Origin of the sequence: Dactylosporangium sp. NPDC006015 (genome assembly GCF_040614215.1) — a bacterium.
GTDB lineage: Bacteria > Actinomycetota > Actinomycetes > Mycobacteriales > Micromonosporaceae > Dactylosporangium > Dactylosporangium maewongense.
This window is the reverse complement of record NZ_JBEXUD010000020.1, coordinates 91,728-117,860: the sequence shown is the minus strand read 5'-3', so window position 1 is coordinate 117,860 and position 26,133 is coordinate 91,728. Positions and strand designations below refer to the sequence as shown.

General features: G+C 72.3%; 20 protein-coding genes. 9 read left to right on the top strand and 11 right to left on the bottom strand.

Translation table 11 applies throughout. The annotated features are described in order from the left end of the window. Nucleotides 1-5: 5 nt before the first annotated feature. Both ABZ321_RS31545 and ABZ321_RS31540 read right to left on the bottom strand, forming a co-directional pair. A complete protein-coding gene (locus ABZ321_RS31545) occupies nucleotides 6-494 on the bottom strand; it encodes a hypothetical protein (protein ID WP_344503950.1) in 489 nt (162 codons plus the stop codon). An 87-nt stretch (nucleotides 495-581) separates the two neighbouring features. Beyond that, entirely contained in the window at nucleotides 582-1,508 is a 927-nt protein-coding gene (locus tag ABZ321_RS31540; protein ID WP_354898040.1) for a LysR family transcriptional regulator, read from the bottom strand. 72 nt (nucleotides 1,509-1,580) lie between these two features. Between ABZ321_RS31540 and ABZ321_RS31535 the strand changes: the two genes are divergently transcribed. After that, entirely contained in the window at nucleotides 1,581-2,504 is a 924-nt protein-coding gene (locus ABZ321_RS31535) for an EamA family transporter (RefSeq protein WP_344503952.1), read from the top strand. On the opposite strand, the gene ABZ321_RS31530 is transcribed toward ABZ321_RS31535, so the two are convergent. Then, entirely contained in the window at nucleotides 2,428-3,087 is a 660-nt protein-coding gene (locus tag ABZ321_RS31530; protein ID WP_354898037.1) for a hypothetical protein, read from the bottom strand. The genes ABZ321_RS31535 and ABZ321_RS31530 overlap by 77 nt on opposite strands. 58 nt (nucleotides 3,088-3,145) lie before the next feature. On the opposite strand from ABZ321_RS31530, the gene ABZ321_RS31525 reads away from it, so the two are divergent. Continuing rightward, the gene (locus tag ABZ321_RS31525; RefSeq protein ID WP_354898034.1) at nucleotides 3,146-4,621 is read left to right on the top strand and encodes a PLP-dependent aminotransferase family protein; all 1,476 of its coding nucleotides are present in this window, start codon (nucleotides 3,146-3,148) and stop codon (nucleotides 4,619-4,621) included. 736 nt (nucleotides 4,622-5,357) lie between these two features. On the opposite strand, the gene ABZ321_RS31520 is transcribed toward ABZ321_RS31525, so the two are convergent. Together ABZ321_RS31520 and ABZ321_RS31515 are read right to left on the bottom strand one after the other, a co-directional pair. Next, a complete protein-coding gene (locus ABZ321_RS31520; protein ID WP_354898031.1) occupies nucleotides 5,358-7,199 on the bottom strand; it encodes a long-chain fatty acid--CoA ligase in 1,842 nt (613 codons plus the stop codon). 154 nt (nucleotides 7,200-7,353) lie between these two features. Then, entirely contained in the window at nucleotides 7,354-7,977 is a 624-nt protein-coding gene (locus tag ABZ321_RS31515) for a TIGR03085 family metal-binding protein (protein ID WP_354898028.1), read from the bottom strand. A 123-nt stretch (nucleotides 7,978-8,100) separates the two neighbouring features. Between ABZ321_RS31515 and ABZ321_RS31510 the strand changes: the two genes are divergently transcribed. The 3 genes from ABZ321_RS31510 to ABZ321_RS31500 all read left to right on the top strand — a co-directional run bounded on the left by ABZ321_RS31510 (nucleotide 8,101) and on the right by ABZ321_RS31500 (nucleotide 13,768). Further along, nucleotides 8,101-9,930, top strand: a complete 1,830-nt coding sequence (locus ABZ321_RS31510; RefSeq protein WP_354898117.1) for an ABC transporter ATP-binding protein — start codon at nucleotides 8,101-8,103, stop codon at nucleotides 9,928-9,930. Nucleotides 9,931-11,440: 1,510 nt separating this feature from the next. Further along, the gene (locus tag ABZ321_RS31505; RefSeq protein WP_344503957.1) at nucleotides 11,441-13,240 is read left to right on the top strand and encodes an ABC transporter ATP-binding protein; all 1,800 of its coding nucleotides are present in this window, start codon (nucleotides 11,441-11,443) and stop codon (nucleotides 13,238-13,240) included. Nucleotides 13,241-13,330: 90 nt separating this feature from the next. Further along, on the top strand, nucleotides 13,331-13,768 hold the full coding sequence (locus tag ABZ321_RS31500; RefSeq protein WP_344503958.1) for a hypothetical protein: 438 nt from the start codon (nucleotides 13,331-13,333) through the stop codon (nucleotides 13,766-13,768). Between the two features lie 84 nt (nucleotides 13,769-13,852). Here the strand turns inward: ABZ321_RS31500 and ABZ321_RS31495 are convergent, their stop codons facing one another. The 4 genes from ABZ321_RS31495 to ABZ321_RS31480 all read right to left on the bottom strand — a co-directional run bounded on the left by ABZ321_RS31495 (nucleotide 13,853) and on the right by ABZ321_RS31480 (nucleotide 19,697). Continuing rightward, complete coding sequence (locus tag ABZ321_RS31495) at nucleotides 13,853-14,515, bottom strand: TetR family transcriptional regulator (RefSeq protein ID WP_354898024.1); 663 nt, start codon at nucleotides 14,513-14,515, stop codon at nucleotides 13,853-13,855. Nucleotides 14,516-14,551: 36 nt separating this feature from the next. Then, nucleotides 14,552-15,289, bottom strand: coding sequence for an ABC transporter permease (locus ABZ321_RS31490; RefSeq protein WP_344503960.1), 738 nt, complete (start codon nucleotides 15,287-15,289; stop codon nucleotides 14,552-14,554). Between the two features lies 1 nt (nucleotide 15,290). Further along, nucleotides 15,291-16,022: an ABC transporter ATP-binding protein gene (locus ABZ321_RS31485; RefSeq protein WP_344503961.1), complete on the bottom strand. Its 732-nt coding sequence runs from the start codon at nucleotides 16,020-16,022 to the stop codon at nucleotides 15,291-15,293. A 132-nt stretch (nucleotides 16,023-16,154) separates the two neighbouring features. Continuing rightward, on the bottom strand, nucleotides 16,155-19,697 hold the full coding sequence (locus ABZ321_RS31480; RefSeq protein WP_354898020.1) for a hypothetical protein: 3,543 nt from the start codon (nucleotides 19,695-19,697) through the stop codon (nucleotides 16,155-16,157). 272 nt (nucleotides 19,698-19,969) lie between these two features. On the opposite strand from ABZ321_RS31480, the gene hisI reads away from it, so the two are divergent. The 4 genes from hisI (at nucleotide 19,970) to ligD (ending at nucleotide 23,787) form a co-directional block, all read left to right on the top strand. Then, complete coding sequence (hisI, locus tag ABZ321_RS31475) at nucleotides 19,970-20,335, top strand: phosphoribosyl-AMP cyclohydrolase (protein WP_344503963.1); 366 nt, start codon at nucleotides 19,970-19,972, stop codon at nucleotides 20,333-20,335. Then, the gene (locus ABZ321_RS31470; protein ID WP_344503964.1) at nucleotides 20,332-21,867 is read left to right on the top strand and encodes an anthranilate synthase component I; all 1,536 of its coding nucleotides are present in this window, start codon (nucleotides 20,332-20,334) and stop codon (nucleotides 21,865-21,867) included. Before hisI ends, ABZ321_RS31470 begins: the two co-directional genes overlap by 4 nt. Nucleotides 21,868-21,959: 92 nt before the next feature. After that, entirely contained in the window at nucleotides 21,960-22,496 is a 537-nt protein-coding gene (locus ABZ321_RS31465) for a Trp biosynthesis-associated membrane protein (protein ID WP_344503965.1), read from the top strand. 10 nt (nucleotides 22,497-22,506) lie between these two features. Beyond that, complete coding sequence (ligD, locus tag ABZ321_RS31460) at nucleotides 22,507-23,787, top strand: non-homologous end-joining DNA ligase (protein ID WP_354898017.1); 1,281 nt, start codon at nucleotides 22,507-22,509, stop codon at nucleotides 23,785-23,787. Here the strand turns inward: ligD and ABZ321_RS31455 are convergent. Together ABZ321_RS31455 and ABZ321_RS31450 are read right to left on the bottom strand one after the other, a co-directional pair. Beyond that, complete coding sequence (locus ABZ321_RS31455; protein ID WP_354898015.1) at nucleotides 23,784-24,884, bottom strand: hypothetical protein; 1,101 nt, start codon at nucleotides 24,882-24,884, stop codon at nucleotides 23,784-23,786. The two genes, ligD and ABZ321_RS31455, sit on opposite strands and share 4 nt — an antisense overlap. 61 nt (nucleotides 24,885-24,945) lie before the next feature. Then, complete coding sequence (locus ABZ321_RS31450; RefSeq protein ID WP_344503968.1) at nucleotides 24,946-25,992, bottom strand: serpin family protein; 1,047 nt, start codon at nucleotides 25,990-25,992, stop codon at nucleotides 24,946-24,948. Between the last annotated feature and the right edge of the window lie 141 nt (nucleotides 25,993-26,133).

Genomic DNA, 26,133 nt, shown 5'->3' with positions numbered 1-26,133 from the left:
GGGGGTCAGTCGCCGCGTTTGCCGGTGGTGACGGCGATGCCGACGAGCCAGCCGACGAAGAGTCCGTAGCCGGCGGCGGCCGCGGCGGCGTTGAAGGCGCCGATCAGGGTGGGGTCGGAGAGCAGGAAGTCGGTGGCGAAGCCGGCGAGGGCGGCACCGAAGATCAGCGATGCCCAGCCGAGGATGAAGGCGCCGCCGCCGGTGACGATGGAGCGGCCGGCGATGGCCAGGATGAGGGCGGTGAAGAGGATGAGGAGGAGGGCCTTCAGGTCGTTCGCGAGCAGCTCGCGGGCGGCCTTGCCGGAGTCGTCGTGGGGGACGAGCCACCAGCGGGGCCAGGTGAGCAGATGCAGGAACCAGCCCCACACGGTGTTGGTGTCCGCGTGCCGGTCGGCCCATTCCGAGAAGATCTGGTTACCGAAGAGCAGGACGAGGAGCAGCGTCGCCAGGACGCCTGCGCCGGTGGCTGTGCGGGTGCGTCCGAAGATGGCCATGGCATCAATGTAAGGGGTGCCGGGGAAACCCGCAGAAATGAATGAGTGAGTGAGCGTTTAACCCGGAATTGCCCCGATGACCTGCGGTTATACGACGTGAATGCCGTGGTCGGCGGGCCAGTGGTCGCGGTGTGACCAGGCATCGCGCAGCGCGGCGACGGTCGCGGAGATCGCGGGACGGCCGCCGGCGGCGACCCGCCAGGCGACGCTGACGCGGCGGGCGGCCTCGGGGGTGATCGGGCGCGCGACGACGCCCGGCGGGAGGGTGCTGCGGGCCAGCCGGGGGATGAACGCGACGCCGAGCCGCTCGGCGACGAAGGTCAGCTGCGTCTCGAACTCGTTGACGAGGATCGTGGGGCGGGCGCCGGGCAGCATCCGTTGCAGCCATTCGTGGCAGACGGTGCCGGGCTTGGAGGCGATCCACCGCTCGCCGCGCAGCGCGTCGAGGCCGACGGGGCCGGACGAGCCGGCGAGGGGGTGGTCGACGGGCAGGATGAGGTCGCCGACGTCGAGGCCGAGCTCCACGCTCGCGACCCCGGTCGGGTACGTCGCCGGCATGTCGAGCCACTCGTCGAGGAGCGCGACGTCGACGGTGCCGCGGAGGATCCCGTCGAACGACGACTCGCGGTCGCCCTCCTGCAGGGTCGGCTCCAGCTGCGGATGGTCGACGGCGAGGCTGCGCAGGGCGTGCGGCAGCAGCCCGCGGCACGCGGTCGGGAACGAGGCGATGCTCAGGTGCCCGGACACCGTCTCCCGGTGGGCGGCGAGCGCGGCCTCGGCCTCCTCCACGACGGCGAGGATCCGGCCGGCGTGCTCGACCAGGACCCGCCCGGCCTCGGTCAGCCGCAGCCGCCGGCCGTCCTTCTCCACCAGTGTGCTTCCGGTCTCCCGCTCGAGCTTGGCGAGGTGCTGGGAGATCGCCGACGGGGTGCAGTGCAGGGCGCCCGCGGCGGCCGTGACCGTGCCGAACACGGCGACGGCCCGCAGCGCCTGAAGCCTCGGCAGATCAAGCATGAAGCGATGCTACAGCAATCGTGTAGAACCTTTCGATGGTGCTTCACGGTTTTCCGGGATGACGATCGACCCATGAAGCATCGTGACGTCGCGCTGGCGATCCTGGTCTCGGCGATCTGGGGCGTGAACTTCGTGGTCATCCACGTCGGGCTGGACAGCATGTCGCCGCTGCTGTTCTGCGCGCTGCGGTTCGGGGCGGCGGCGCTGCCCGCGGTGCTGCTGGTCGGGCGGCCGAAGGTGCCGTGGCGGTGGGTGGTCGCGACCGGGGTGGCGCTCGGCGTCGTGAAGTTCTCGCTGCTCTTCGCCGGGATGGCGGCCGGGCTGCCGTCGGGGCTGTCCGCGCTCGTCCTGCAGAGCCAGGTGGTCTTCACCTTGATTTTCGCGATGGTACTGCTGGGCGACCGACCGGGCCGTCGTCGCTTCGCCGGGGTGGCGCTGTCGGGGGCGGGAATCGTGCTGATCGCCTCGCAGCTCGGCCTGGACCGGCCGGTCGGCGCGTTCCTGCTGGTCGTGGCCGCGGGCGCGGCGTGGGGGTTGGCGAACATCGCGATGCGCAAGGCGCAGGCCGCCGACATGCTGAACTTCATGGTGTGGGTGAGCGCGGTCGCGACCCCGCCGCTGGTCGTGCTGACCCTCTCCGTCGACGGGCCGTCCGCGGTCTGGCACAGCCTGCGCGGCCTGGACCTGACCGCGTTCGGCGCGATCGCGTACATCGCCTACCTCAGCACGCTGTTCGGCTTCGGCGTGTGGGGCAGGCTGATCGCCCGCTACGACGCGGCGACGGTGGCCCCGTTCGCGGCCCTCGCACCGGTGTTCGCGCTGCTGTCGTCGGCGCTCCTGCTGGGCGAGCGCCTGCACTGGTACGACGCCGCCGGTGGCGCCGCGATCCTCGGCGGGGTGCTGCTCGGCGCGGTGCGCGTCAGGCGGGAGCCGCCGCCGGAGCCGGCAGCGGGCGCGGGTCGCGCATCGCGAACAGCGGCAGGAACAGCTGCGTGAGCGGGCCGATGCCGAACGCGTACAGGACGGTGGCGACGCCGACCGAGCCGCCGAGCAGGAAGCCCGCGGCGAGCACGGTCACCTCGATCGACGTGCGCGCGACCCGGATCGACAGCCAGGAGTACCGCGCGGCGAGGCCGGTCATGAGCCCGTCGCGCGGGCCGGGCCCCATGCGGGCGCCGAGGTAGAGCGCCGTCGCCACCCCGTTGAGCACCACGCCGGCGACCATCAGCGCGCCCCGCAGCCACCACGCGCCGGCGTCCGGCACGACCCGCAGGGTCAGGTCGGCGGTGACGCCGATGACCACCACGTTGCTGACGGTGCCCAGGCCCGGCCGCAGGCGCAGCGGGATCCACAGCAGCAGCACGAGCGCGCCGACCGCGCAGACCACGGTGCCCAGGCTCAGCCCGGTGCGCTTCGAGATGCCCTGCTGGAACACGTCCCACGGATCGAGCCCCAGATGGGCCCGCACCAGGAAGGCGATGCTCACCCCGTACACCAGCAGACCCAGCTGCAGCTGCGCGAAGCGACGCGTGAAGCGGTGGCGCAGCGGGATGGGATTGGTCTTGCCTGGGGCGTCCATGCGTGCCACCCTAGGGCCAATCCGACACATGCAAAGAGCCAATTGAGGGGGACTGGCCTTGTCAGCGATCGTCCGGGGCGCGCAACTGGCCCGCATGCTCAATGCCTGGCAGGTCGCCGTCGGCGTGCGCGGGCCCGCCGGCCGCCGCCCCGAGTACGTCGTGCTCGCCAGCGCCGTCCGTGGCCTGCTCATCGACGGGCGGCTGGCGCTCGGGGTCCGGCTGCCCGCGGAGCGCGAGCTCGCCGCGGCGCTCGGCATCAGCCGGACGACCGTCACCGCCGCTTACCGTGAGCTGCGCGACAGCGGCCACCTCAGCAGCCGCCGCGGCGCCGGCAGCTGGACGGCGCTGCCCGCCGGGCACCGCGTCGGCACGTCCGGGCTGTGGACGCCGAGCGACGACGCCGATCTCATCGACCTCGGCTGCGCGGCGATGCCCGCCCCGGCGGAGCTCAACGAGGCGGCCACCGAGGCGATCGCCGAGCTCGGCCCCTACACGCTCGGCGCCGGCTACCAGCCGATGGGGCTGCCGGTGCTGCGCGAGGCGATCGCGCAGTGCTACACCGAGCGCGGCCTGCCGACCGACCCCGACCAGGTCATGGTCACCGGCGGCGTCCAGCAGGCGCTCGACCTGCTGCTGCGGCTGCTGGTCGCGCCCGGGCAGCGGGCCCTGGTCGAGACGCCGACGTACCCGAACGCGTTGAGCGCGTTCGCCGCCAGCCGCGCCCGGATCAGCGCCTACGCGATCGGGCCCGACGGCTGGGACGAGGACCTGCTGCTGTCGACGGTCAGGGCGGCGCAGGCGCGGGTCGCGTACCTGATCCCCGACTTCCACAACCCGACCGGCCACCTCATGCAGACGTCGCTGCGGGAGCGGCTGCCGTCCGCCGCGCACGCCGCCGGCACCGACCTCATCATCGACGAGTCGTTCGTGGATCTCGCGCTGGACCCTGCTTTCGCGGACGGCGCGCTGCCGCCGTCGGTGGCCGCGTTCGACCGCAGCGCGCGGGTGCTGACGATCGGCGGGATGAGCAAGCCGTACTGGGGCGGCCTGCGCATCGGGTGGGTCCGCGGGGCGGCGCCGCTGATCGCGCGGCTCGCCGCGGCCCGGGTCGGGGTCGACATGGCGTCGCCGGTGCTCGACCAGCTCGTCGCCGTCCAGCTGCTGCGCCGCCGGTCGGAGATCGTGTCGGCCCGTCGTCGGCAGCTGCTCGCCCGCCGGGACACCCTGGCCGCCGCGCTGCGCGCCGAGCTGCCGGAGTGGCGGTTCGTCCTGCCGGGCGGCGGGATGGTGCTGTGGGTCGAGCTCGACGCGCCGGTGTCCAGTGCCCTGGCGCGGGCGGCCGAGGAGCTCGGGGTGCGGGTCGCGCCCGGGCCCCGCTTCGGTGCGGACGGCACCATGGAGCGGTTCATGCGGCTGCCGTACACGCTGCCGGAGACCGACCTCGTCGAAGCGGTCCACAGGCTGGCGGCGGCGCGCGCCGACCTGGACCGCCCCCGCCGGCACGCCTGGTCCACCCCGGTCGTGGTCGCCTGACCCGCTTTTTCCTCATGATCCCGAAGACTTCGTGCTGCTCTGGCGACATGAAGTCTTCCGGATCACGTGGGGCGCGGCGTCGGGCGGCTGGCTAGCCGGTCCGGGCTGCTCGCTGCCGGGCCGTTTCCGTGATCCGGAAGAGTTCTTGTTGTTCTGGCGACGAAAAGTCTTCCGGATCATGTGGGGATCGCGCGTTGGGCGGCTGTCTGGTCGGGCTTGGGCTGCTTGCTGCTGGCCCGTTTTCTGTGATCCGGAAGAGTTTGTGCTGCCCTGACGACATGAAGTCTTCCGGATCACGTGGGGCGCGGACGGGGTCTGTCGCGGCTGGGCTGGTCGGTGCCGGGCCGTTTTCCGTGATCCGGAAGAGTTCATGTTGCTCTGGCGACAATAAGTCTTCCGGATCATGTGGGGATCGCGAGTTGGGCGTCTGCCTGGCTGGGCTGGGCGGTGCCGGGGGCTGTTTTCCGTGATCCGGAAGAGTTCTTGTTGTTCTGGCGACGAAAAGTCTTCCGGATCATGAGGAGGGCGGGTGGGGTGTCGCGGCCGCAGGTCGCGTCGGCGCAACTACACGCGGACGGAAAGGGAGGGCCCCCAGGGCCCGACCGGCGGCTGACGGGAGCGACGGTCTTTCGCACGGCGGACCGGAGCCATGAACTTGTTCTTGCTCTTCGGGGTTGAAAAGCGTCATGGCCTCCGGGATGGCGGTTCCCGGAGGCCATGACACTGTGGGGTGTGATCAGAGTTCGGCGAGCGACCCCGCGTACATGCGGTCGATGTCCGAGGCGAAGGACTTCTCGACCACGCGGCGCTTGACCTTGAGTGACGGTGTGAGCTCACCGTCCTCGATGGACAGGTCGCGGCTGAGGATGGAGAACTTCTTCACCGTCTCCCAGCGGTTGAGCTTGGTGTTGAGCTCCTTGACGTAGCCCTCGATCAGGGCGTTCGCCTCGGGTGACGCGGCGATCTCGTCGTAGGACTTCCCGGCGAGGGGGGTGCCGTCGGCCCAGCCCTTGATGGCGTCCGGGTCGAGGGTGACGAGCATCGTGACGTAGTTGCGGGCCTGGCCGACCACGACGCACTGCGAGGTGTACGGGCAGACCGACTTGAACAGGCCCTCGATGTGGCTCGGCGCGACGTACTTGCCGCCGGAGGTCTTGATGAGGTCCTTCTTGCGGTCGGTGATGCGCAGGTAGCCGTCGGCGTCGAACTCGCCGATGTCGCCGGTGCGGAACCAGCCGTCCTCGGTGAACGACGCGGCGGTCTCGTCGGGCAGGTTGTGGTAGCCGCGCATGATCGGGGTGCCCTTGAGCAGGATCTCGCCGTCGGTGTCGAGCTTCGCCTCCAGGTCGCCCAGAGCCGTGCCGACGGTGCCGATGCGGGGGGTCGCCTCGCGGTTGACGAACGAGCCGGCGCTGGTCTCGGTCAGGCCGTAGCCTTCCAGGATCGGCAGGCCGGCGGCGAAGAAGAACTCGCCGATCTCCTTCGACAGCGGCGCGGAGCCGGACACCATGGCGCGCATCTTGCCGCCGAGGCGGGCGCGGAGCTTGCTGAAGACCAGCTTGTCGGCGATGCCGTGCTGGACCTTGAGCATGCCGCCCGGGGTGCGGCCGGCGAGGCGCTCGGCGGAGGCCTGCTTGCCGACCTTGACCGCCCAGGTGAAGATCTTCCACTTGGCGCCGCCGTCGGCCTGCGCGCCGGTGACGACCCGGTTGTAGACCTTCTCGAAGACGCGGGGCGCGGCGCACATGAGCGTCGGCTGGATCTTGCCGAGGTTGTCGATGAGCTTGTCGACGCGGCCGTCGACGTACGTGGGGAGCCCCACGTACACGATCCCGCAGAGCAGCGTCTTGCCGAACGAGTGCGACAGCGGCAGCCACAGGTACTGCAGGTCGTCGGCGGTCAGCAGGCCCATGTCGACCTGCGTGTAGCCCTGCCAGACCCAGCCGGCGTGCATCAGCTCGACGCCCTTGGGGCGGCCGGTCGTGCCCGACGTGTAGATGAGGGTGGCGAGCTGGTCGCCGGTGATGCCGGCGACGATGCGGGCGATCAGCTCGGGGTCCTGGTCGAGCGCCTCGCGCCCGGCGGCCTCCAGCTGCGCGAGGGACAGGGTCTTGCGCTGCTCGCCGCCGCTGGGGACCCCGTCGAGGAGCACGATCGCGACCAGCTCGGGCAGGTCGGCGCCGTCGAGCTTGGCGGCTTGCGCCGGGTTCTCGGCGAAGAGGACCTTCGAGCCGGAGTCGGCGACGATGTAGACGGCGTCCTCGGGCTCGGTGGTCGGGTAGACCGTCGTGGTGGCCGCGCCGGCGAGCATGATGCCGAGGTCGGCGAGGATCCAGTCGAGGCGGGTGTTGGCCAGGATGCCGACGCGGTCCTCGGGGCGCACGCCGAGCGTGGTGAGGCCGGCGCCGATCGCGCGGGCGTGCTCGTCGACCTCGCGCCAGGTGAGCCAGACGGGGTCGCCGGCGTCGTCGGCCGCGGGCTTGCCGAACGCGCGCTTGTCGGGAGTCTCGGCCACACGGTGCAGGAACATGTCCGGGATCGAGCGGTAGGGCAGTTCGAGCCGCTGGGTCTGGGTCATGTGGGGCGCCTCCGGGCTGGCGTGGACGTAACGGTGACTGGCATCACGTCCCGTCGGTTACTGGAGGGTAAAGGGTCTGTCGTGTTACCGGCTAGACCCGAAACCGAAACGTAGTGGAACGGCGAATCCTGTTGCCTGGGGCCAGATTCGAGACTCAGAGTCCCAGTCGCGCCGTTCTGAGCCGCTCGGCCGTCGCATCGGGGCCCGTGACGGTCACGTCGGCGTGCGCCTGGCGGCCGGTGAAGAACAGGAGCAGCTCCGAGGGCTTCCCCTGGACCGTCAGCGTTTCTCCGCCTGTACCGACGGCGAAGGGCTCGGCGTCCGCCGGCCGCACGGTGATCGCGGCGGGGAACCGCCGTGCGGACAGCTTCGCGGCGCCCTTGAGCCGCTTCGCCACGGCCTGCTCGTAGGCCGCGTCCAGCGTGCGCGGCGTCCACCCCGGCACGGCCCGCCGCACGTCCTCGTGATGGATGAGGAACTCGGTGATGTTGACGGCCTCCTCGGCGAAGGCGGGCCTCACCCAGAGCGCGGGCCGGCGGACCTTGCCGACCAGCTGCCTGTAGTCGCCCGCGGCGAGGCGGTCCTGGACCTTCTTCGTGTGCCCGGCGACCGGCTTCAGCAGGATGCCGGCCGCGGCGTCGGGGCGGTGCTCCCGCAGCACCAGATGCGCGGCGAGGTCACGGGTCACCCAGCCGTCACAGAGGGTCGGCGCGTCGGCACCCGCGGCCAGGAGCGTCTCGGCGAGCGCCAGGCGCTCGGCCCGCGCGAATGAAGTCATACACGTAACGCTAGTCGCGTCCCGCCGGAGCCGGTTTCTGTCGTACCCCGTCGGTAAGGTTGCAGACGGTCGGGGCGACTTACCGGCCCGACGCTACGGAGGGCGGATGTGACCAGCGGCAAGGTGCTCCTCAAGGGGCTGTGGGTGCTCGGCCGGGCCGTCCGTGACGAGCCCCACGTGTTCGCGATCTCGGTGGTCGGCAGCGTGGTGTTCAGCCTGCTGACGATCACGACCGCGTTCGTCTCCGGGCGGGTCGTCGGCGAGATCGCGCTGCCCGCGATCGACCAGCGGCACGTCACGCTCGGCACGCTGCTGCTCGGCGGGGTCGCGATCCTCGCGGTCAGCCTCGGCAAGATCCTCGGCATCTTCGGCCGGCGGCTCGGGGCGGGGGCGATGCAGTTCCGCCTCCAGGCGCGCTACCGGCAGGCCGTCACCCGGCGCTACCTGCGGCTGCCCCTGGAGTGGCACCAGCGGCACGCGACCGGGACGCTGCTGTCCAATGCCAACGCCGACGTCGAGTCCGCGTGGTATCCGATCGCGCCGTTCCCGATGGCCGTCGGCACCGTCGTCATGCTCGTCGCCGCGATCGTCTCGCTGTTCGCCACCGACTGGGCCATGGCGCTCGTCGGGGTCGCGATCTTCCCGACGCTGCTCGGGGTCAACGTCGCCTATTCGCGCCGCATGGCGCCCCGCGTCGCGAAGTCGCAGCAGCTGCGGGCCGACGTGAGCGCGGTCGCGCACGAGAGCTTCGACGGCGCGCTCGTGGTCAAGACGATGGGCCGGGAGGCCGCGGAGACCGAGCGGTTCTCGGCGAAGACGATCGAGCTGCGCGACGCCACGATCCAGGTCGGGCGGGTCCGGGCGATGTTCGACCCGGTGCTCGACGCGCTGCCGAGCATCGGCACCCTCGCCGTGCTCGTCGTCGGTGGCCTGCGGTTCCGCCAGGGCGCCGTCGAGGTGGCCGAGGTGGTCAGCGTCGCGTTCCTGTTCACCGTGCTCGCGTTCCCCGTCCGGGCGATCGGCTGGGTGCTCGCCGAGCTGCCGCGCAGCGTCGTCGGCTGGGAGCGGATCCGGCACGTGCTGGACGCCGAGGGCGACATGGCTTATGGCACGGCCACGCTGCCGGACGCGCACAAGCCGGCGGCGCTGCGGTTCGAGGACGTGCACTTCGCGTATGCCGACGCCGACGGCAACCGGGGCGGCGACGTGCTGAGCGGGGTCACGTTCGACGTGCCGGCGGGGCGCACGGTCGCGCTCGTCGGCTCGACCGGCTCCGGCAAGTCGACGATCGCCGCGCTCGCCGCCCGGCTCGTCGACCCGCACACCGGCACCGTCCGGGTCGACGAGGTCGACGCCCGCGACCTCAGCCAGGACGCGCTCGTCGGCACGGTCGCGCTGGTCGCCCAGGTGCCGTTCGTCTTCGACGACACCGTCCGGGGCAACGTGACGCTCGACCGGCGCACCGCCGCCGGCCACGCCGTCGACGACGAGGCGGCCTGGTCCGCGCTGCGCCTCGCCCAGGCCGACGGGTTCATCCACCAGCTCGCCGACGGGCTCGACACGAATGTCGGCGAGCGCGGCACGTCCCTGTCCGGCGGGCAGCGGCAGCGGCTCACGATCGCCCGCGCCCTGGCCGGCGCGCCGCGCCTGCTCGTCCTCGACGACGCGACCAGCGCCGTCGACCCGCGCGTCGAGGCCGCGATCCTCGCCGCGCTGCGCCGTGACGACGACCGCCAGGCGTCGATCCTCGTCGTCGCGTACCGGCGGGCCACGATCGCCCTGGCCGACGAGGTGGTCTGGCTGGAGCGGGGCAGGGTCGCCGCCCGCGGCACCCACGCCGACCTCCTCGCCACCGTCCCCGGCTACGCCGACCTGGTCACCGCGTACGAGAAGGCCGAAGCCGAGAAGGAACGCGAGCACCTCTTCGACGACGAGGAGTCCGTGACCGCATGACGGCTCCCACTCCCGTCCCGCCCCGTCCGGGCACTTCCGGCTCTTTCGCCGACGTGGGTGCCGGCCTGAGCGGGGTGATGTCGAACTTCGGCCGGTCCTGGGCTGCGGTGTTGCCGCCGGCTGGCCGGTTGCTGCGGGGGAGCCTGCCGGGGGAGTCGGCGCGCGCCCGGGTCGCCGGGTCGGTTCGGGCGGACGGGTGGGTGGTTTCGGCAGGGCTGGTGTCGGAGCGCGACTCGGGTCATGGTGTTGCCGCAGTTCGCCGTGTGGTTCCTCTAGCCGGGGATGGCTCGCGGTTTCTGTCGGTGCCAGTGGTCTGGTCGGGTTGGTGGGCTGGTCGTGACGGCTTGTGCCGCGGTCGCCGTCTGGCCGCCTCCGCGGTTGCCGCGGGCGTCGGCCTGACCGGGGTGATGTCGGTGTCCGGCCGGTCCCGGGTTGCGGCGTTGCCGCCGGCCGGCTGGTTGCTGCGGGGGAGTTTGCCGGTGGGGTCAGCGCGCCGACGTTCCGCCGGGTCGGTTCGGGCGGACGGGTGGGTGGTTTCGGCAGGGCTGGTGTCGGAGCGCGACTCGGGTCATGGTGTTGCCGCCGTTCGCCGTGTGGTTCCTCTAGCCGGGGATGGCTCGCGGTTCGTGCCGATGTCAGCGGTCTGGTCGGGTTGGTGGGCTGGTCGTGATGGCGGGTGGCAGTCGTGCCCCGGTCGGGTGTCGGCTGGACCGGTGCGGGTGCCGGTGCCGGGTCGCGGTCGCCGTCTTGGCGTGGCCGCGTTCGTGGCCGGCACGGGCGCCGACCTGGCCGTGGTGATGCCGACGTCCGGCCTGTCCTGGGCCGCTGAGTTGTCGGCGGCTGGCCGGTTGCTGCGGGGGAGCCCGCCGACCGGGGCGCGGTGCTGCGTCGCCTGGTCGGCTCGGACGGGCGGGCGCGGGGCTTCAGCAGGATCGGTGCTGGGGCGGGCTCCTGGGGACGGCATTGCCGCTGCCCGCAGTTTCGTTCCTCTGAACCGGAGCCGGGCGCGGTCCACGCCGGTGCTGGCGGCGATCGGGCCGGTTCGGTGGGTTGGCGTTGATGGCCGGTGTGGTTCGGGCAGCGGTTGGGTGCCGGGTCTCGGTTGCCGTCTTGGCGTGACCGCCCCGCGTCGCGGTGATGGCGTGACTGCCCCGCGTCGCGGTGATGGCGTGTCGGCTGCGGGTCGCGGCGTCGCTGTGGCGTCAGGACCATCTGTGGAAGGCGCCGGCGGGTCGGGTCGCGCTGGCGGTTGGGGCGGGTCGGCGCGGCGGGTTGTGGGCGGCCGGGTGCGGGAGCGTGGGGACGCGACGGGCTCGAGGTCCGCTGCGGAGAGCGGTCGTGCGGTCGGAGCAGGCCTTGATCACCGGCGCGTCGACGGTGCCGCGGTCGGTGGTCGTTGGGGAAGTGCGGCCGATTTGGGGTCCGTCCATGGGCGTGCGGGCGGGTTGGTGCGGGGACGTAGGGGCGGGTTCGGGTCGGGTCGGTGTTCAAGGACGGCGGAGGTGTCGGCATGACGGCGGCGACTGCTGAGGCGGCGGAGCAGGCGAAGGCCGGCGAGGCGCCGAAGGTGGGGGTGCTGCGGCGCGGGCTGAGCCTGTCGCCGGAGCTGTTCACCGGGCTGGCGGGCACGCTCGGGCTGGCGGTGCTGGCGACGGCCGGCCGGGTGGCGGTGCCGGTCGCCATCCAGCAGGGCATCGACAAGGGGCTGCGGGCGCCGGGTGGGCCCGACGTCGGGGTGCTCACCACGATCGTGGCGATCACGGCCGGGGTGCTGTTCCTGACGATGCTCAGCGCGGCGATGATGAACGTGCGGCTGTTCACGGTCACCGAGACGGCGCTGGCGGGGGTGCGCACGCGGACGTTCCGGCACATTCACGACCTGTCGATGCTGCACCAGCAGTCGGAGCGGCGCGGGGCGCTCGTCTCGCGGGTGACCGGGGACGTGGATCAGATCAGCCAGTTCCTGCAGTTCGGTGGGCTGATCTTCCTGATCAGCCTGGGGCAGCTCTTCGTGACGACCGGCGTCATGATCTTCTACTCGTGGCAACTGACGCTGGTGGTGATCCTCGCGTTCGCGCCGCTGGTGTTCGTGGTGCGGCACTTCCAGCGGCGGCTCAGCGTGCTGTACCTGGACGTGCGGGAGAGCATCGGGGCGATGCTCGGGGCGATCGCGGAGAGCGTCGTCGGGGCGTCGGTCGTTCGGGCGTACGGCGTGCAGCACCGCACCGCGGAGCGGCTCGACACGGCGATCGACCGGAGCCGGCGGGCGCAGTTCCGGGCGCAGACCAACAACGTGGTCAGCATGAGCTTCGGCGAGCTGGCGGCGGGGCTGGCGCTCGGCAGCGTCGTCGTGGTCGGCACGCTGCTGGGCGTGGACGGGCAGCTCACCATCGGGCAGCTGATCGCGTTCCTGTTCCTGGCGACGCTGTTCGTGCAGCCGGTGCAGGTCGCGACCGAGGTGCTCAACGAGGCGCAGAACGCGATCGCGGGCTGGCGCCGGGTCCTGGACATCATCGAGACGTCGCCGGACGTCGCGGACCCCGGCGACAAGGGCCGGGACCTGCCCGAAGGCGCTGTCGACGTGCGGTTCGACCACGTGCACTTCGCGTATCCGGACGGGCCTGAGGTGCTGACCGACGTCGATCTGACGGTCGCCGCTCGTACCCGGGTCGCGGTCGTCGGGGAGACGGGCAGCGGCAAGACGACGTTCGCGAAGCTGCTGACGCGGCTCATGGACCCGACCACCGGCGAGGTGCTGCTGTCCGGGGTGCCGCTGACCGAGGTGCGGTTCGGCTCGCTGCGCCGCCGGGTCGTCATGGTGCCGCAGGACGGATTCCTGTTCGACGCGACGGTGGCCGACAACGTGCGGTTCGCCCGGCCCGACCTGAGCGACGTGGACCTGGAGCTGGCGTTCACCGAGCTCGGGCTGCTCGACTGGGTCGACGGGCTCAGCGACGGCCTGCAGACCGAGGTCGGCGAGCGCGGGGAGGCGCTGTCGGTCGGTGAGCGGCAGCTGGTGGCGCTGGCCCGCGCGTACGTCGCCGACCCCGACCTCCTGGTGCTCGACGAGGCCACGAGCGCCGTCGACCCGGCGACCGAGGTCCGGCTGCAGCGGACCCTCGACGCGGTCACCAGGGGGCGGACGACGATCGCGATCGCGCACCGGTTGTCGACCGCGCAGAGCGCCGACGAGGTCATCGTCGTGGACAAGGGGCACGTCGTGCAGCGCGGCCCGCACGCGGAGCTCGTCGCCGATCCGGACTCGATCTACGGCCGCCTGTACGCGTCGTGGCTCGAACAGACCCGCTGACGGCGGCCATCGCGTGTCCCCGGGCGGAGGACCGGTCGGGGACCGCGCGTCGGGGGTGGTGAACCGCGGCGGAGGACCTACAGTTGCGGTGTGCCAGCCGGGGGGCGTCGATACGTGCCGATGCAGGTCCGGGTCGCGGTGACGGGGTTCAACGCGATCGGCGGCGTCATGTTGACCCTCGCGCTGGCGGCGCTCGGCGTGCTGCTGTCCGGGATGCAGGTCGACCCGGCCAACCAGGGCGGCACCGGCTACCTGGACTTCGTGCTGTTCTTCAACGCCGTGCTGTTCCTGTTCCCCCTCGCGGTGGTGCTGGTGTTCCTCGGCACGCGGATCAAGCGGGGCGAGCACTGGGCGTGGCTGGCGAGCCTGGTGTTCTGGGCGTTCGTCGGGGCGATGGCGCCGCTGCTGACGTGGCTGCTGCCGGCCCCGCTGCCGTTCGCGGTCGTGCCGGTCTGCTGCGCCGGCGTGCTGGTGGCGCTGCTGCTGACCCCGCAGGCGCGGTACCACTGCGCCGACGTCGACGACTAGCCGATCCGGCCTCGCGCCGCCCGGCGAACCGGGCGACAACGGCGCTCCGGCGCCGGCATCTGGTGCTCCGGGCGCGGTGGCGGTTCAGCGTTTCGAGGCCCGTGAGGAGGCCGGTGGGGAGGCCGGTGCAGACGCCGGTGCGGTGGCCGGTGCGAGGGCCGGCAGGGGTTCGGTGAGGTAGCGCTGGATGGTCGGCGCGACGCTGTACACGATCTCGTCCTGCGACATGGTCGTCATCGGCTCGATCTTCAGGATGTAGCGGACCATGACGAGGCCCGCCATCTGCGACGCGACCAGGGCGGCGCGCTTCGGGGCCTCCGCCGGGTCGAGCTTGAGCTGCGCGACCACGCGGCGCAGGATCTGGCTCACCAGGAACTCGCGCAACATCCGCGCCGACCACTCGTGCTGCATCGCGCTGCGGAACAGGGCCGCCGCGGACGAGCCGGCGGGGGAGTCCCACACGCCGAGGAACGTGCGGACGAGCCGCTCGCCGACGCCGTCGAGGTCGCCCTCGAAGACCCTGGGCACGATCTCGCCGGGGTCGATCGGCGCGTCCATCGTGGCGAGGAAGAGCTTGTCCTTCGCCCCGAAGTAGTGGTGTACCAGCGCCGGGTCGACCCCGGCGCTGGTGGCGATCTGGCGGATGGACGCCCCGTCGTAGCCACGCTCGGCGAACGCCTCGCGGGCGGCGGTCAGGATCGCCTGGCGGGTGTCCTGGTTGCCGGGGCGTCGTCCGGTGCGTGCCATGAGCCTGCTTTCCCGTTGTGCGTCTGCTTCAGGGGCTTACGGGGTGCGCCGGCGCAGCGTCGCCGCCCCGAGCAAGAGTGCCACGATGACGCAGCCGACGATGATGCCGAGGTCCCTCCACACGAGGCCGGTCGGTTCGGTGTGCGTGCCGAGCTCGGTGAGCGCCTGCACGGCGTACGACATGGGAAAGACATCACTGATCGCCTGCAGCCAACCGGCCATCTGGTCGCGGGGCTGCAGCAGCCCGCAGAGCAGCACCTGCGGCAGGACCACCGCCGGCATGAACTGCACCGCCTGGAACTCACTGTTGGCGAACGCGCTGACCAGCAGGCCGAGCGCCATGCCGAGCACGGAGTTGCCGACCGCGATCACGGCGACGAGCCACGCCGGTCCGAGCGTGTCGAGGCCGAGGAGGAGGTACGCGAGCGCCGACGCGATCGTCGCCTGCACCGCGGCCGCTACGGCGAACGCGATGCCGTAGCCCAGCAGGATGTCGACCTTGCCGATCGGCGTGGTCAGCAGCCGCTCGAGGGTGCCCGTGGTGCGTTCGCGGAGCATCGCCACACTGGTCAGCAGGAACATGATCACCAGTGGGAACACGCCCAGCATGACGAGCCCGACGCGGTCGAACAGCTGGGGGTTGGTGTCGTACAGGTAGCGCAGGAGCGTGAGCAGCACCGTCGGCACGACGAGGATCAACGCGATCGTGCGCCGGTCGTGGCGGAGCTGCCGCAGGATGCGCCCGGCGGTCGCGAACGTCAGACGTGCGGACATGTCAGGCCACCTTCTCCTTCTCCGTCTCCTGCGCCTGTACGAGTCGCAGGAACGCCTCTTCCAGGTCCTCCGTGCCGGCCCGCTCGCGTACGGCGGCGGGCGACTCGTCTGCGATGAGCAGCCCCTCGCGGATCAGCAGGAGGCGGTCGCAGCGGCCCGCCTCGTCCATCACGTGGCTCGACACCAGCAGCGTCGAGCCGGCCTTCGCCAGGGCGTGGAACCGTTGCCACAGCTCGTTGCGCAGCACGGGGTCCTGCCCGACGGTGGGCTCGTCCAGCACGAGCAGCTGCGGCTTGCTCACGATCGCGCAGGCGAGCGACGCCCGGGCCCGCTGGCCGCCCGACAGGGTCCCGACGAGCTGGTTCTTGGCCTGGCCCAGCCCCACGTCGGACACTGCCTCGTCCGCCGCGGCGGCACCGAGCCCGTACAGCGAGGCGAAGTACCGCGCGTTCTCCCGGACGGTCAGGTCCGCGTAGACGCTCGGCGCCTGCGTCAGGTAGCCCACCTTGTCGCGCAGCGGCTTCGACCCCGCCGGGTGCCCGAGCACCGTCACCGTCCCGCTGACGATCTTCTGCACGCCGACGACCGCCCGCATGAACGTGGTCTTGCCGCTGCCGCTCGGTCCGAGCAGCCCCGTGACGCTCCCGCTGGGCACCGTGCAGGTGAAGTCGTGCAGCACCCGCCGCTTGCCCCGCGCGACGACGAGGTGCTCGACCTCGATCGCGTTGGCCATCTTGGATTCCTCCGGTCACTCCCTGAAACTCAACGACTGATGAACTCAACGGTAGATGAAATCTTGAACGTGCGTCAAACACGAAACGGGGCGGACCGATGTGTGCGGTCCGCCCCGTTTCGCGCTTCTCGTCTACAACGCGAGCACGCGCTCCAGGAACTCCTTGTACTGCCGCAACGCCACCCGCAGCGCCTCGGTGTCGGGGTTCTTGGCCGACCGGTGCGGGTCGATCGCCAGCTGCTGCTCCTGCAACTTCTCGGCAAGCGTCTCGATGGCGTCACTCACCACCGCCGACGCCCGCGTCAGCGCCTTCACCGGGTCGTCGACGAACTTGGACTCCGCCTTGACCAGCCGCGACCGGAACTTGTCCGCCCGCTTCGGCTTCCACAACACGATCCGCTGCTCGGCGAGGTCTCCGGGCCGCAGCGGGAGGGGCCCGGCGGTCGCGTACTCGAGCTCCTCGTCGTCGTCCGCTTCCACCTCGGCCACCGGCTCGTCGTCGGCCGCTTCGTCCTCAGCGTCGTCATCGGCGTCGGCCTCCGCGACCGGCTCGCCGTCCGCGTCTTCGTCCTCGTCCTCCGCGTCAGCCTCCGCGACGGGCTCGTCGTCCTCGTCCTCGTCGTCCTCCGCATCCGCGTCTGCCTCTGCTTCTGCTTCTGCGGTGGGCTCGTCGTCGTCGGCTTCGTCGTCCGCGTCCGTTTCCGCGGCCGGCTCGTCGTCGCTGTCGGCTTCGGCATCAGCGGCGTCATCGTCGTCCGCAGCCTCGGCCGCGATCTCCTCGACATCGTCCGCAGCGTCTTCCGCTTCGGCGTCCTCCGCTGCTGCGGCAGCCTCGACCTCGGCGTCGTCCTCCTCGCCGGCGGCCGGCTCCTCCACCTCAACCTCGGCTTCGGCGTCGACCTCGGCTTCAGCGTCGCCGGCGGCCTCGTCGTCGCTGTCGTCGTCCGCTTCCGCTTCTGCGGTGGGCTCGTCGTCGCTGTCCGCGTCCGCGTCCGCCTCGGCGTCGACCTCGGCTTCGGCCTCCGCGGCGACGTCCTCGGCGCTGTCACCGTCCGTGTCCTCCGCGGCAGCCTCGGCCTCCGGCTCGCTCTCAGCGGCCTCGTCCTCGGCGACCTCGGCCTCGGCGTCGGGCTCGGCAGCCTCGTCATCGCCGGCCTCGTCCTCGGCGGCACCTTCTTCGGCGGCCGCTTCAGCCTCCGGCTCCGCCGCGACCTCTTCGCCCTCGACAACGGCCTCGGCCTCCGGCGCCTCGCCGCCGTCTTCGTCCTCGCCGGGCGCGTCCTCGGCAGCCGCTTCGACGGCGACCGCTTCGACGGCGACCGCTTCGTCGTCCACTGCCACTTCGGCCTCGGGCTCGTCGGCAGCCTCGTCCTCGACGGTGGCTTCTGCGTCGGGTTCGGCGGCCTCGTCCTCGGCCGTGGCCTCTGCGTCGGGCTCGGCAGCTTCGTCGCCGCCGTCGGCAGCCTCGTCCTCGGCAGTGGCATCGGCCTCGGATTCGGCGGCTGCGTCTTCGTCCGTGGCCTCGGCCTGAGGCTCGGCGGCTTCGTCTTCGTCGCTGGCGGTCTCGTCCTCGACGGTGACGGCCTCCGCGTCGGCCTCGGCGACCTCGTCCTCGACGGTGGCCTCGGCGTCGGGTTCGGCGGCCTCGTCGTCGCCGGCCTCGTCGTCCGTGGCGGCTGTTTCGACGGCGACCCCGGCCTCCGGCTCATCGCCGGCAGCGTCGGTCTCGTCGGCTTCGGCGACAGGCTCGTCCTCGGTGACCGCCTCGGGCTCGGCGGCCTCCTCATCGGCAACCACCTCATCAGCAACCGCGTCAGGCTCGTCGTCGGCCGCTGCTGCTTCGGGTTCGTCGTCGGTGGCCTCGTCGGCTACGGCTTCCGGCTCGTCGTCGGAGTCCGACTCGGCTGCGGGCTCTTCCGTCACGGCGTCGGTGGTGGTGTCGTTCTCGGCGGTTGTGTCCTCGGATGCGTCCGCCTCGCCGGCTTCGTCGTCGGTGGCTTCGGCGGCCACCTCTTCGACGGTCTCGGCCTCTTCGGCGTCGTCGGCGGTGGCTTCCGCGGCGGGTTCGTCGTCGGTGGAGGTGTCCTCGGCGGCGATCTCTTCGACGGCTTCCGGCTCGTCGTCGGAGTCCGACTCGGCTGCGGGCTCTTCCGTCACGGCGTCGGTGGTGGTGTCGTCCTCGGCGGTTGCGTCCTCGGATGCGTCTGCCTCGCCGGCTTCGTCGTCGGTGGCCTCTGCGGCGACTTCTTCGACCGTCTCGGCGTCGCCTTCGTCGGCAGAAGCCTCGGCGGCGGGTTCGTCGTCGGTGGAGGTGTCCTCGGCGGCGTCGTCGTCGGAGGTGGTCTCGGCGGCGACTTCTTCGATCGTGTCGGCTTCGGCGGCGACGTCTTCGACCGTTTCGGTCTCGTCGGCGTCGTCGGTGGCTTCGGCGGCCACCTCTTCGACGGTCTCGGCCTCTTCGGCGTCGTCGGCGGTGGCTTCCGCGGCGGGTTCGTCGTCGGTGGAGGTGTCCTCGGCGGCGATCTCTTCGACGGCTTCCGGCTCGTCGTCGGAGTCCGACTCGGCTGCGGGCTCTTCCGTCACGGCGTCGGTGGTGGTGTCGTTCTCGGCGGTTGCGTCCTCGGATGCGTCCGCCTCGCCGGCTTCGTCGTCAGTTGCCTCTGCGGCGACTTCCTCGACCGTCTCGGCCGCGTCGTCGTCTGCGGCGGCGACCTCCTCGATGGCTTCGGCGTCAGCGTCGGAGGCCTCAGCGGCGGGCTCTTCGTCGTCGGCAGCTTCGGCTGCGACTTCTTCGAGGGTCTCGAGATCCTCGGCGTCGCCTTCGTCGGCAGAAGCCTCGGCGGCGGGTTCGTCGTCGGTGGAGGTGTCTTCGGTGGCGACGGCGTCTACGGCCTCGGGTTCGCTGTCGGCTGCGTCGTCGTCGGAGGTGGTCTCGGCGGCGACCTCCTCGACGGTGTCGGCTTCGGCGGTGACGTCTTCGACGGTCTCGGCCTCTTCGGTGGAGGCTTCGGCGGCGGGCTCGGCGTCTGCGTCGTCGGCGGTGGAGGCTTCGGCGGTGACGTCTTCGACCGTTTCGGCCTCTTCGGCGACGTCGTCCGCGGTGGCCTCGGTGGCGGCGTCCACGGCCTCGGGCTCGGCAGCCTCTTCGTCGTCGGAGGTGGTCTCGGCGGAGACTTCCTCGACGGTGGTGGCTTCGGCGGTTGCCTCTTCGGCGGGGGTGTCGGTCGCTTGGAGGTCGGCGGTCGGGGTGGACTCGGCGGCGTGTGCGTCGACCCCAGCGGCCGGCTCCTCGTCGGTGGAGGCGGGGGACTCCTCGTCGGCGGGGCCGACGATGTCGGAGATGTCGTCGGGGACGGCGACGGTGATGGCGGCGTCGTCCGCGAGCGGCGAGTCGATGGCCGGTGACTCCGCGGCCGGTGACTCGGCGGCGTCGGCCGGATCCGAAGCCAGGTCCGAACCCGAATCCGCAGCCGAGTCCGCAGCCAGGTCCGAGTCCGTGGCCGGGTCGGAGGTCAGGTCCGTGGGCGGGGCGGGGGCCGGGTCGGCGCCCGCGGCGGAGGCGGCGGCCGAGACCAGGGGGACGGTGTCCTCGACGGGCTGGCGCTGCTCGGGGATGCCCGGTGGGGTTGTCACTTCAGGGGAAGGGCCGGTCTGGTCGTTGACGTTGGGGTGCATGAGGAGGTCCTCCGTCCGCTCGGTCGGAACGGGGGGAGAGGGCCACCCGTTCAGACTGCTGTGGGCTCAGCGCTGGGGTCGCGGACGCCGGGAGGCCAAACGGCGCCCGGCCCGGAGCCACCGAGCCGACGGCAGGCGGGGCCCCCGGCGAGGAGGGTCGGCCGACGGCAGGCGGGGAGGGATGAGCGACCGCCCAGACTTCCGTGCGGCGCACCGTCAAGGTACTCCGCAAACACGGCCAGCCATAGACCCCAAACTGGCGGGAGAGGGCCGTGCGGGAGAATTGGGGGGTGTCGTCGAACCTTGATCCAGAAGTTGCGGACCGTCTGCGTCGTAACGAGGCCGGGTTGGTGCCTGCGGTCGTGCAGGAGCACGGGACCGGGCAGGTGTTGATGTTGGCGTGGATGGACGATGAGGCGTTGCATCGGACGCTGACGACGGGGCGGGCGACGTACTGGTCGCGCAGCCGCAACGAGTACTGGGTGAAGGGCGAGACGTCCGGTCACGTGCAGCACGTCAGGTCGGTGGCGATCGACTGCGACGGCGACACGCTGCTGGTGACGGTCGAGCAGACCGGCGCCGCGTGCCACACGGGCAACCACACCTGCTTCTACACGGACCTGAAGGTGACGCGATGACGACCGGGATGGTGGCGCCGGACGAGGCGACGTTCCGCGAGCTGGCGAGGACCCGGCGGGTGGTGCCGGTGACCCGGCGGCTGCTCGCCGACGGTGAGACGCCGGTCGGGGTGTACCGGAAGCTCGCCGGCGGCCCGGGGACGTTCCTGCTGGAGTCCGCGGAGCAGGGCGCCGGCTCGGCGGGTGCGGTGTGGTCGCGGTACAGCTTCATCGGCGTGCGCAGCGTCGCGACGCTCGTCGAGCGGGACGGTGACGCGCAGTGGCTGGGCGAGCCGCCGGCCAACCTGCCCACCACGGGCGACCCCACGCACGTCCTCAAGCAGACCGTCGAGGCGCTCACCGGCGACGACGCCGACCTCAAGGGGCTGGACCTGCCGCCGTTGTCGGGCGGTCTCGTCGGGTTCCTGTCGTACGACGCGGTCCGGCGCTTCGAGCGGCTGCCGCAGCTCGCCGAGGACGACCTGCACCACCCCGAGCTCGGCATGATGGTGGCGACCGACCTGGTGGCGCTGGACCACTTCGAGGGCACGGCGCTGCTCATCGCCAACGCCGTCCTGCCCGAGAAGGACGCCGACGAGGCGACCGTCAGGGCCGCGTACCACCAGGCCATCGGCCGCCTGGACGCGATGACGTCGGCGCTGTCCAGGCCGACGCCGCCGCTGGTGTCCACAGTGGACAAGCAGGGGCCGGGCGAGGTGGTCAGCCGGACCCCGGCGGGGGAGTACCCGAAGGCCGTGGAGGTCGCGAAGGAGGCGATCCGGGCCGGGGAGTGCTTCCAGATCGTCGTCGCGCAGCGGTTCGAGCGGGCCACCGACGCCGACCCCCTCGACGTGTACCGGGTGCTGCGCTCCACGAACCCGAGCCCCTACATGTACCTGCTGCGCTTCGAGGGCTTCGACGTCGTCGGCTCGTCGCCGGAGGTGCACGTCAAGGTCGACGGGCGGCGCGCGCTGCTGCACCCGATCGCGGGCACCCGCTGGCGGGGCGCGACGCCCGAGGAGGACAACGCGCTCGCCGCGGACCTGCTCGCCGACCCGAAGGAGCGCGCCGAGCACGTCATGCTCGTCGACCTCGCCCGCAACGACCTGGGGCGGGTCTGCAAACCCGGGACGGTCGAGGTGCCGGAGTTCATGACCGTCGAGCGGTACAGCCACGTGATGCACATCGTGTCGACCGTCGTCGGCGAGCTCAAGGACGACCGGACCGCGTTCGACACCCTCGCCGCGACGTTCCCGGCGGGGACGCTGTCCGGGGCGCCGAAGGTCAGGGCCATGGAGATCATCGAGGAGCTCGAGCCGACCCGGCGCGGCCTGTACGGCGGCGTCGTCGGCTACTTCGGCTTCGGCGGCGACATGGACACGGCCATCGCGATCCGGACCGCGCTCATGCGGGACCGGATGGCGTATGTGCAGGCCGGCGCCGGCATCGTCGCCGACTCCGACCCGCTGTCAGAGGAGACGGAGACCCGCAACAAGGCCGCCGCCGTCCTCGCCGCGATCGCGACCGCCGAGACCCTGCGGCCAGCGCGATGACCGATCCACAACAAAGCCCCGCGACCGGTCCAGGACAAAGTCCCACGACCGGTCCACGACAAAGCCCCACGACCGATCCAGGACAAAGCCCCATGGCCGATCCGAAACAAGGCCCGACGCACGGCCGGCGGGGGCTGGCGGTCACCACGATCGCGACCGCGGCCGCCTCGGCGGTGGTGCTGTTCGCCGCCACCCGCCACTGGGACGCGGTCATGACGCATCAGGTGTCGCCGCTGCCGCCGATGACCGAGTACCGCACGGGCAGCGAACTGTCGCCGTGGCTGCCCGCCCTCGGCGCGGTCGGCCTCGCCGGCGCGGGTGCCCTGCTCGCGACCCGCGGCCGGCTCAGGACGATCGTCGGCGGCCTCCTCGCCCTCGCCGGCATCGGCATCGTCGGCGCGGTGACCGAGGCCCTGCAGCACCACATCGACGTGGGCTGGCCGATCGTCACGATCGTCGCGGCCCTCGTCGTCGTGGTCGCCGGTGGCGTCGCCATCCGCAGCAGCGACACGTGGCCGGAGATGGGCGCCCGCTACGACCGGCCCACCGCCCGTACCGCCGCGAAGACACCACAGACGGAGCTCTGGGACGCCCTCGATCGGGGCGAGGATCCGACCGCGGACAAGTAGGGTTTCGCCTATGGCGAGCAACGCGGCGAGCAGCAGCAAGGAAGTCATCGAGGTCGCCGGGCGCGAGGTGACCGTCACCAATCCCGGCAAGGTGTACTTCCCGAAGTCGGGCCGCACGAAGCTCGACGTCGTCCGCTACTACGTCGCCGTCGCCGACGGTGCCCTGCGCGGCGCGGGCGGCCGGCCGATGGCGCTGAAACGCTACGTCAACGGCATCGAGGGCGAGGCGTTCTTCCAGAAACGCGCGCCCGAGAAGCGCCCCGACTGGATCGAGACGGCGCAGCTGCGGTACCCGTCGGGCCGCACCGCCGAGGAGGTCGTGCTGCGCGACGCGGCCCAGCTCGCCTGGGTCGTCAACCTCGGCTGCCTGGAGCTGCACACCCACTCGGTCCTCGCCGAGGACGTCGAGCACCCCGACGAGCTGCGCATCGACCTGGACCCGGTGCCCGGGGTGCCGTGGTCGCAGGTGGTCGAGGTGGCGCTGGTGGCCCGCGACGTGCTCGCCGACCACGGCCTCGTCGGATGGCCGAAGACCTCCGGTTCGCGCGGGTTTCACGTGTACGCGCGGATCCACCCCAACTGGACGTTCGCCGAGGTCCGCAGGGCCGCGGAGGGCTTCGCCCGGGAGGTGGCCCGCCGGGCGCCGGAGATCGCGACCGGGGCGTGGTGGAAGGAGGAGCGGCACGGCGTGTTCGTCGACTACAACCAGAACGCGAAGGACCACACCACCGCCTCCGGCTACTCCGTCCGGCCGTCCGAGGAGGCGCGGGTCTCCACCCCGCTCACCTGGGACGAGGTGCCCGGCTGCGACCCCGCCGACTACACGATGGAGTCGGTGCAGGGCCGGCCGGACGCGTGGGCCGGGATCGAGGACGCCCGGGGCGACCTGACGCCGCTGCTGGAGCTGGCCGCGACCTTCAAGAAGACCCCGGCGAAGAAGGGCACGGGCCGCCGCGTGCCGACCATGCCGCTGATCGAGATCGCCCGCGCCGCGACGAAGGAGGAGGCCCTCGAAGGCCTCGAACGCTGGAAGGCCCGCCACCCGGCCGTCTGGCCGCTCCTGGAGCCCGCCGACGTCCTCGTCGACTCGATGCGCGGCGTCAACAGCCTGTGGACCCGCATTCGGCTCAACCTCGTGCACGTCCCTGAGGCCGACCGCCCGGCGCAGGAGCCCCTGGAGGTCGACTACGACCCGTTCGCGAAGTGGAAGGAGATGCAGGCCCGCGGCGAGACCCCGGCCCGCTGGCGCCGCCCCGCGGACCCTGCGAACGAAGAGGAACCGGCGACCTAGACGCGCAGGAGGTGGCCGTCGCCGAGGTTGCGCCCGGCGTCGCGCTCCACCGCGCCGCCCCACAGGAGCACCATGTCGGGGCCGGCCACCACAGTCGCGGCGAAGCGCCTGCCACCGGGCGGGTCCGGCAGGCGCAGCCACTCGCCGGTCGCCGGGTCCAGCAGGTGCCCGCCGACCGTGACCCGGCTGCCGGTGCTGAGCGGCGGGTCGATCGGCAGCGGACCGGCCCGCCGCGGCGCCGCCGGCAGCGGCCGCCAGGTGCCGGTGCCGGTGGCGAAGGCGAGGATGCCGCCCTCGGCGTAGGCGCGGCCCCAGTTGCCGACCTGCCCGCCGTCCGCGCTGCCGGTGCCGGTCCACACGACGGCGCCGCCCGCGGTCGTCACGCTGCCGCCGAGGATCTCGGTGGTCGTGGGCGCCGCCCACGTCGTCAGCGCGGCGTCGAGCGCGGCCAGCCGCAGCAGCGACGGCTTCGTGGCGCCGGGGTCCGGCACGAGATCCTTAGCGCCGAGCAGCAGCCGGTCGCCGGTCCACACCGCCGTACGGTCGAAGGACGGGCCGAGCGGGTCGTCGGGCAGGACCCGCCACGCGCCGGTCGCGACGTCGAACGCCGCGTCCACGGTCAGGCCGTGCTCGTCGGTCCCGGCGATGACGACCGGCGTGCCGCCCGCGTCGAGCAGCGTCCCCGCACCCGGCGGCGGAGGGAGCTTCGTCCAGCGGTCGCCGTCGTACACGAGGAAGCCCGAAGGGGTCAGCGCGTACACGCGACCTCCGGCGGCCACGAGCTGGTCACCCACGCCCAGCGGCACCGGCGCCGCGGCGATCGGCCGCCAGGTGCCGTCGGCGGGGTCGTACGCGGCACCGTCGGTCAGGGCGGTCACCGGCCTGCAGGACGCGGTGGGCGGGCACGGCGGCTCCGCCGATCCGCCCACGACGACGAACCGCCGTCCGTCCCACACCCCGAGCGCGTCGTTCCGCGCCGCCAGCGGCGCCTGGGCCACCGCGGTCCACGCCCGGTCGGCCGCCGGCGGCTGACCACCCGCCGGCGCGCATCCCGCCAGGATGACCGCGACCGCCAGCGTCGCCACGCCCTTCCGCATGCCCGCAGTATGTCGCGGGACGGCCCATGATCGTGGCCCCTACGACACGACGGCTAGGGGGTCATGGCGTCGCGACCCAGCCGGCGACGAGGACGAGGCCGGTCCGGCGGTGCACGGCGAGGAAGCCGAACGGGCGGTCGAACGTGACCGTCACCCGCAGCTTGCGGGTGGTCAGCGGGTGGTAGGCGAGGGGGAACGCGGCGAGGGCGGTCACCGTCGCGGCCTGGAAGCCCAGGGCGGTGAACGACGCCACGGCCTGCTGGCGGGCCGACGACACGGCCAGGTCGACGGGGCTGATCCCGGGGAACGTGCCGTCCCGCGCCGCGGTCCGCAGGCCGAAGAGCCGGTCGAGGGCCAGGAGGTCGTGGTGGGCGGTGGCGTCGAACGACGGCAGGCTCACCACCAGCTCGGGCTCCGGCGTGGCGGAGTCGACGTCCTGGACGGTCACCCCGGGGCCGCCGGTCGACGGGGTGGCCCGGTGCCGGCCGTCGATGGCGGTGGACAGGACCGAGCCGGGGGTGGCGGCGTCGGTACCGAGGGCGAGGACGACGTCGATGTCCCCGGTGCCCGCGACGGTGAGCAGCGTGACCCCGTCGACGTGGCGCAGCGGTTCGAGGGCGTCGGCGGCGGTGTGCTTGCGGAACAGGGCGGGCAGCGGGCGCCCGGACCAGGGGCCCGCGGCCGGGGTCATGGTCGAGTCGCCGAACGGCTGGACCCACTCGGTGACCACGGACAGCGCGGACGCGAGCACGAGCCCGGTGTCGCCGTCGACGGCGACCGGCAGCGCCGTGATGCGCCCGCCGGTCCGCTCGGCGGCCCACGCGTCGAGGCGCCGCTGGTCGGCGGCGGGGTCGCCGGACAGGCGGGTCCCCGGATCCCAGCCGGGGGTGAGCGGGAGGTCGTGCCGCGTCCAGACGCCGGCCGCGAAGCCGGGCGGCAGCGGCAGGGGCGACGGCGCGACCGCGAGCAGCTCGTCGCGGGCAGGGCCGGCGGCGACGCCCGCGAGGGTGCTGAGCAGCGGGTAGACCCCCGCGCCGGAGAAGACCGCCGGGCCGTCGGAGGCGGCCGCCCAACGCGAGGTCAGGGTGTTTGCGGCAGTGACGCTCATGCACTCAACCATACGAACGGCAACGCATTATGCCCTAGTCCATCAGGTGACGTCGGCCATACCCCCACGGCCATCCACTGACCGGGGGGCTCCTAGCATCGGACGCATGACCACCGGAGAGGGGAGCTCCTTGATCAACGC

Coding starts and splice junctions, on each gene's coding strand:
- ABZ321_RS31545 (WP_344503950.1), bottom strand. CDS start 494: ATGGCCATCTTCGGACGCACCCGCACAGCCACCGGCGCAGGCGTCCTG.
- ABZ321_RS31540 (WP_354898040.1), bottom strand. CDS start 1,508: ATGCTTGATCTGCCGAGGCTTCAGGCGCTGCGGGCCGTCGCCGTGTTC.
- ABZ321_RS31535 (WP_344503952.1), top strand. CDS start 1,581: ATGAAGCATCGTGACGTCGCGCTGGCGATCCTGGTCTCGGCGATCTGG.
- ABZ321_RS31530 (WP_354898037.1), bottom strand. CDS start 3,087: ATGGACGCCCCAGGCAAGACCAATCCCATCCCGCTGCGCCACCGCTTC.
- ABZ321_RS31520 (WP_354898031.1), bottom strand. CDS start 7,199: ATGACCCAGACCCAGCGGCTCGAACTGCCCTACCGCTCGATCCCGGAC.
- ABZ321_RS31515 (WP_354898028.1), bottom strand. CDS start 7,977: ATGACTTCATTCGCGCGGGCCGAGCGCCTGGCGCTCGCCGAGACGCTC.
- ABZ321_RS31505 (WP_344503957.1), top strand. CDS start 11,441: ATGACGGCGGCGACTGCTGAGGCGGCGGAGCAGGCGAAGGCCGGCGAG.
- ABZ321_RS31495 (WP_354898024.1), bottom strand. CDS start 14,515: ATGGCACGCACCGGACGACGCCCCGGCAACCAGGACACCCGCCAGGCG.
- ABZ321_RS31490 (WP_344503960.1), bottom strand. CDS start 15,289: ATGTCCGCACGTCTGACGTTCGCGACCGCCGGGCGCATCCTGCGGCAG.
- ABZ321_RS31485 (WP_344503961.1), bottom strand. CDS start 16,022: ATGGCCAACGCGATCGAGGTCGAGCACCTCGTCGTCGCGCGGGGCAAG.
- ABZ321_RS31480 (WP_354898020.1), bottom strand. CDS start 19,697: ATGCACCCCAACGTCAACGACCAGACCGGCCCTTCCCCTGAAGTGACA.
- ABZ321_RS31470 (WP_344503964.1), top strand. CDS start 20,332: ATGACGACCGGGATGGTGGCGCCGGACGAGGCGACGTTCCGCGAGCTG.
- ABZ321_RS31465 (WP_344503965.1), top strand. CDS start 21,960: ATGGCCGATCCGAAACAAGGCCCGACGCACGGCCGGCGGGGGCTGGCG.
- ligD (WP_354898017.1), top strand. CDS start 22,507: ATGGCGAGCAACGCGGCGAGCAGCAGCAAGGAAGTCATCGAGGTCGCC.
- ABZ321_RS31455 (WP_354898015.1), bottom strand. CDS start 24,884: ATGCGGAAGGGCGTGGCGACGCTGGCGGTCGCGGTCATCCTGGCGGGA.
- ABZ321_RS31450 (WP_344503968.1), bottom strand. CDS start 25,992: ATGAGCGTCACTGCCGCAAACACCCTGACCTCGCGTTGGGCGGCCGCC.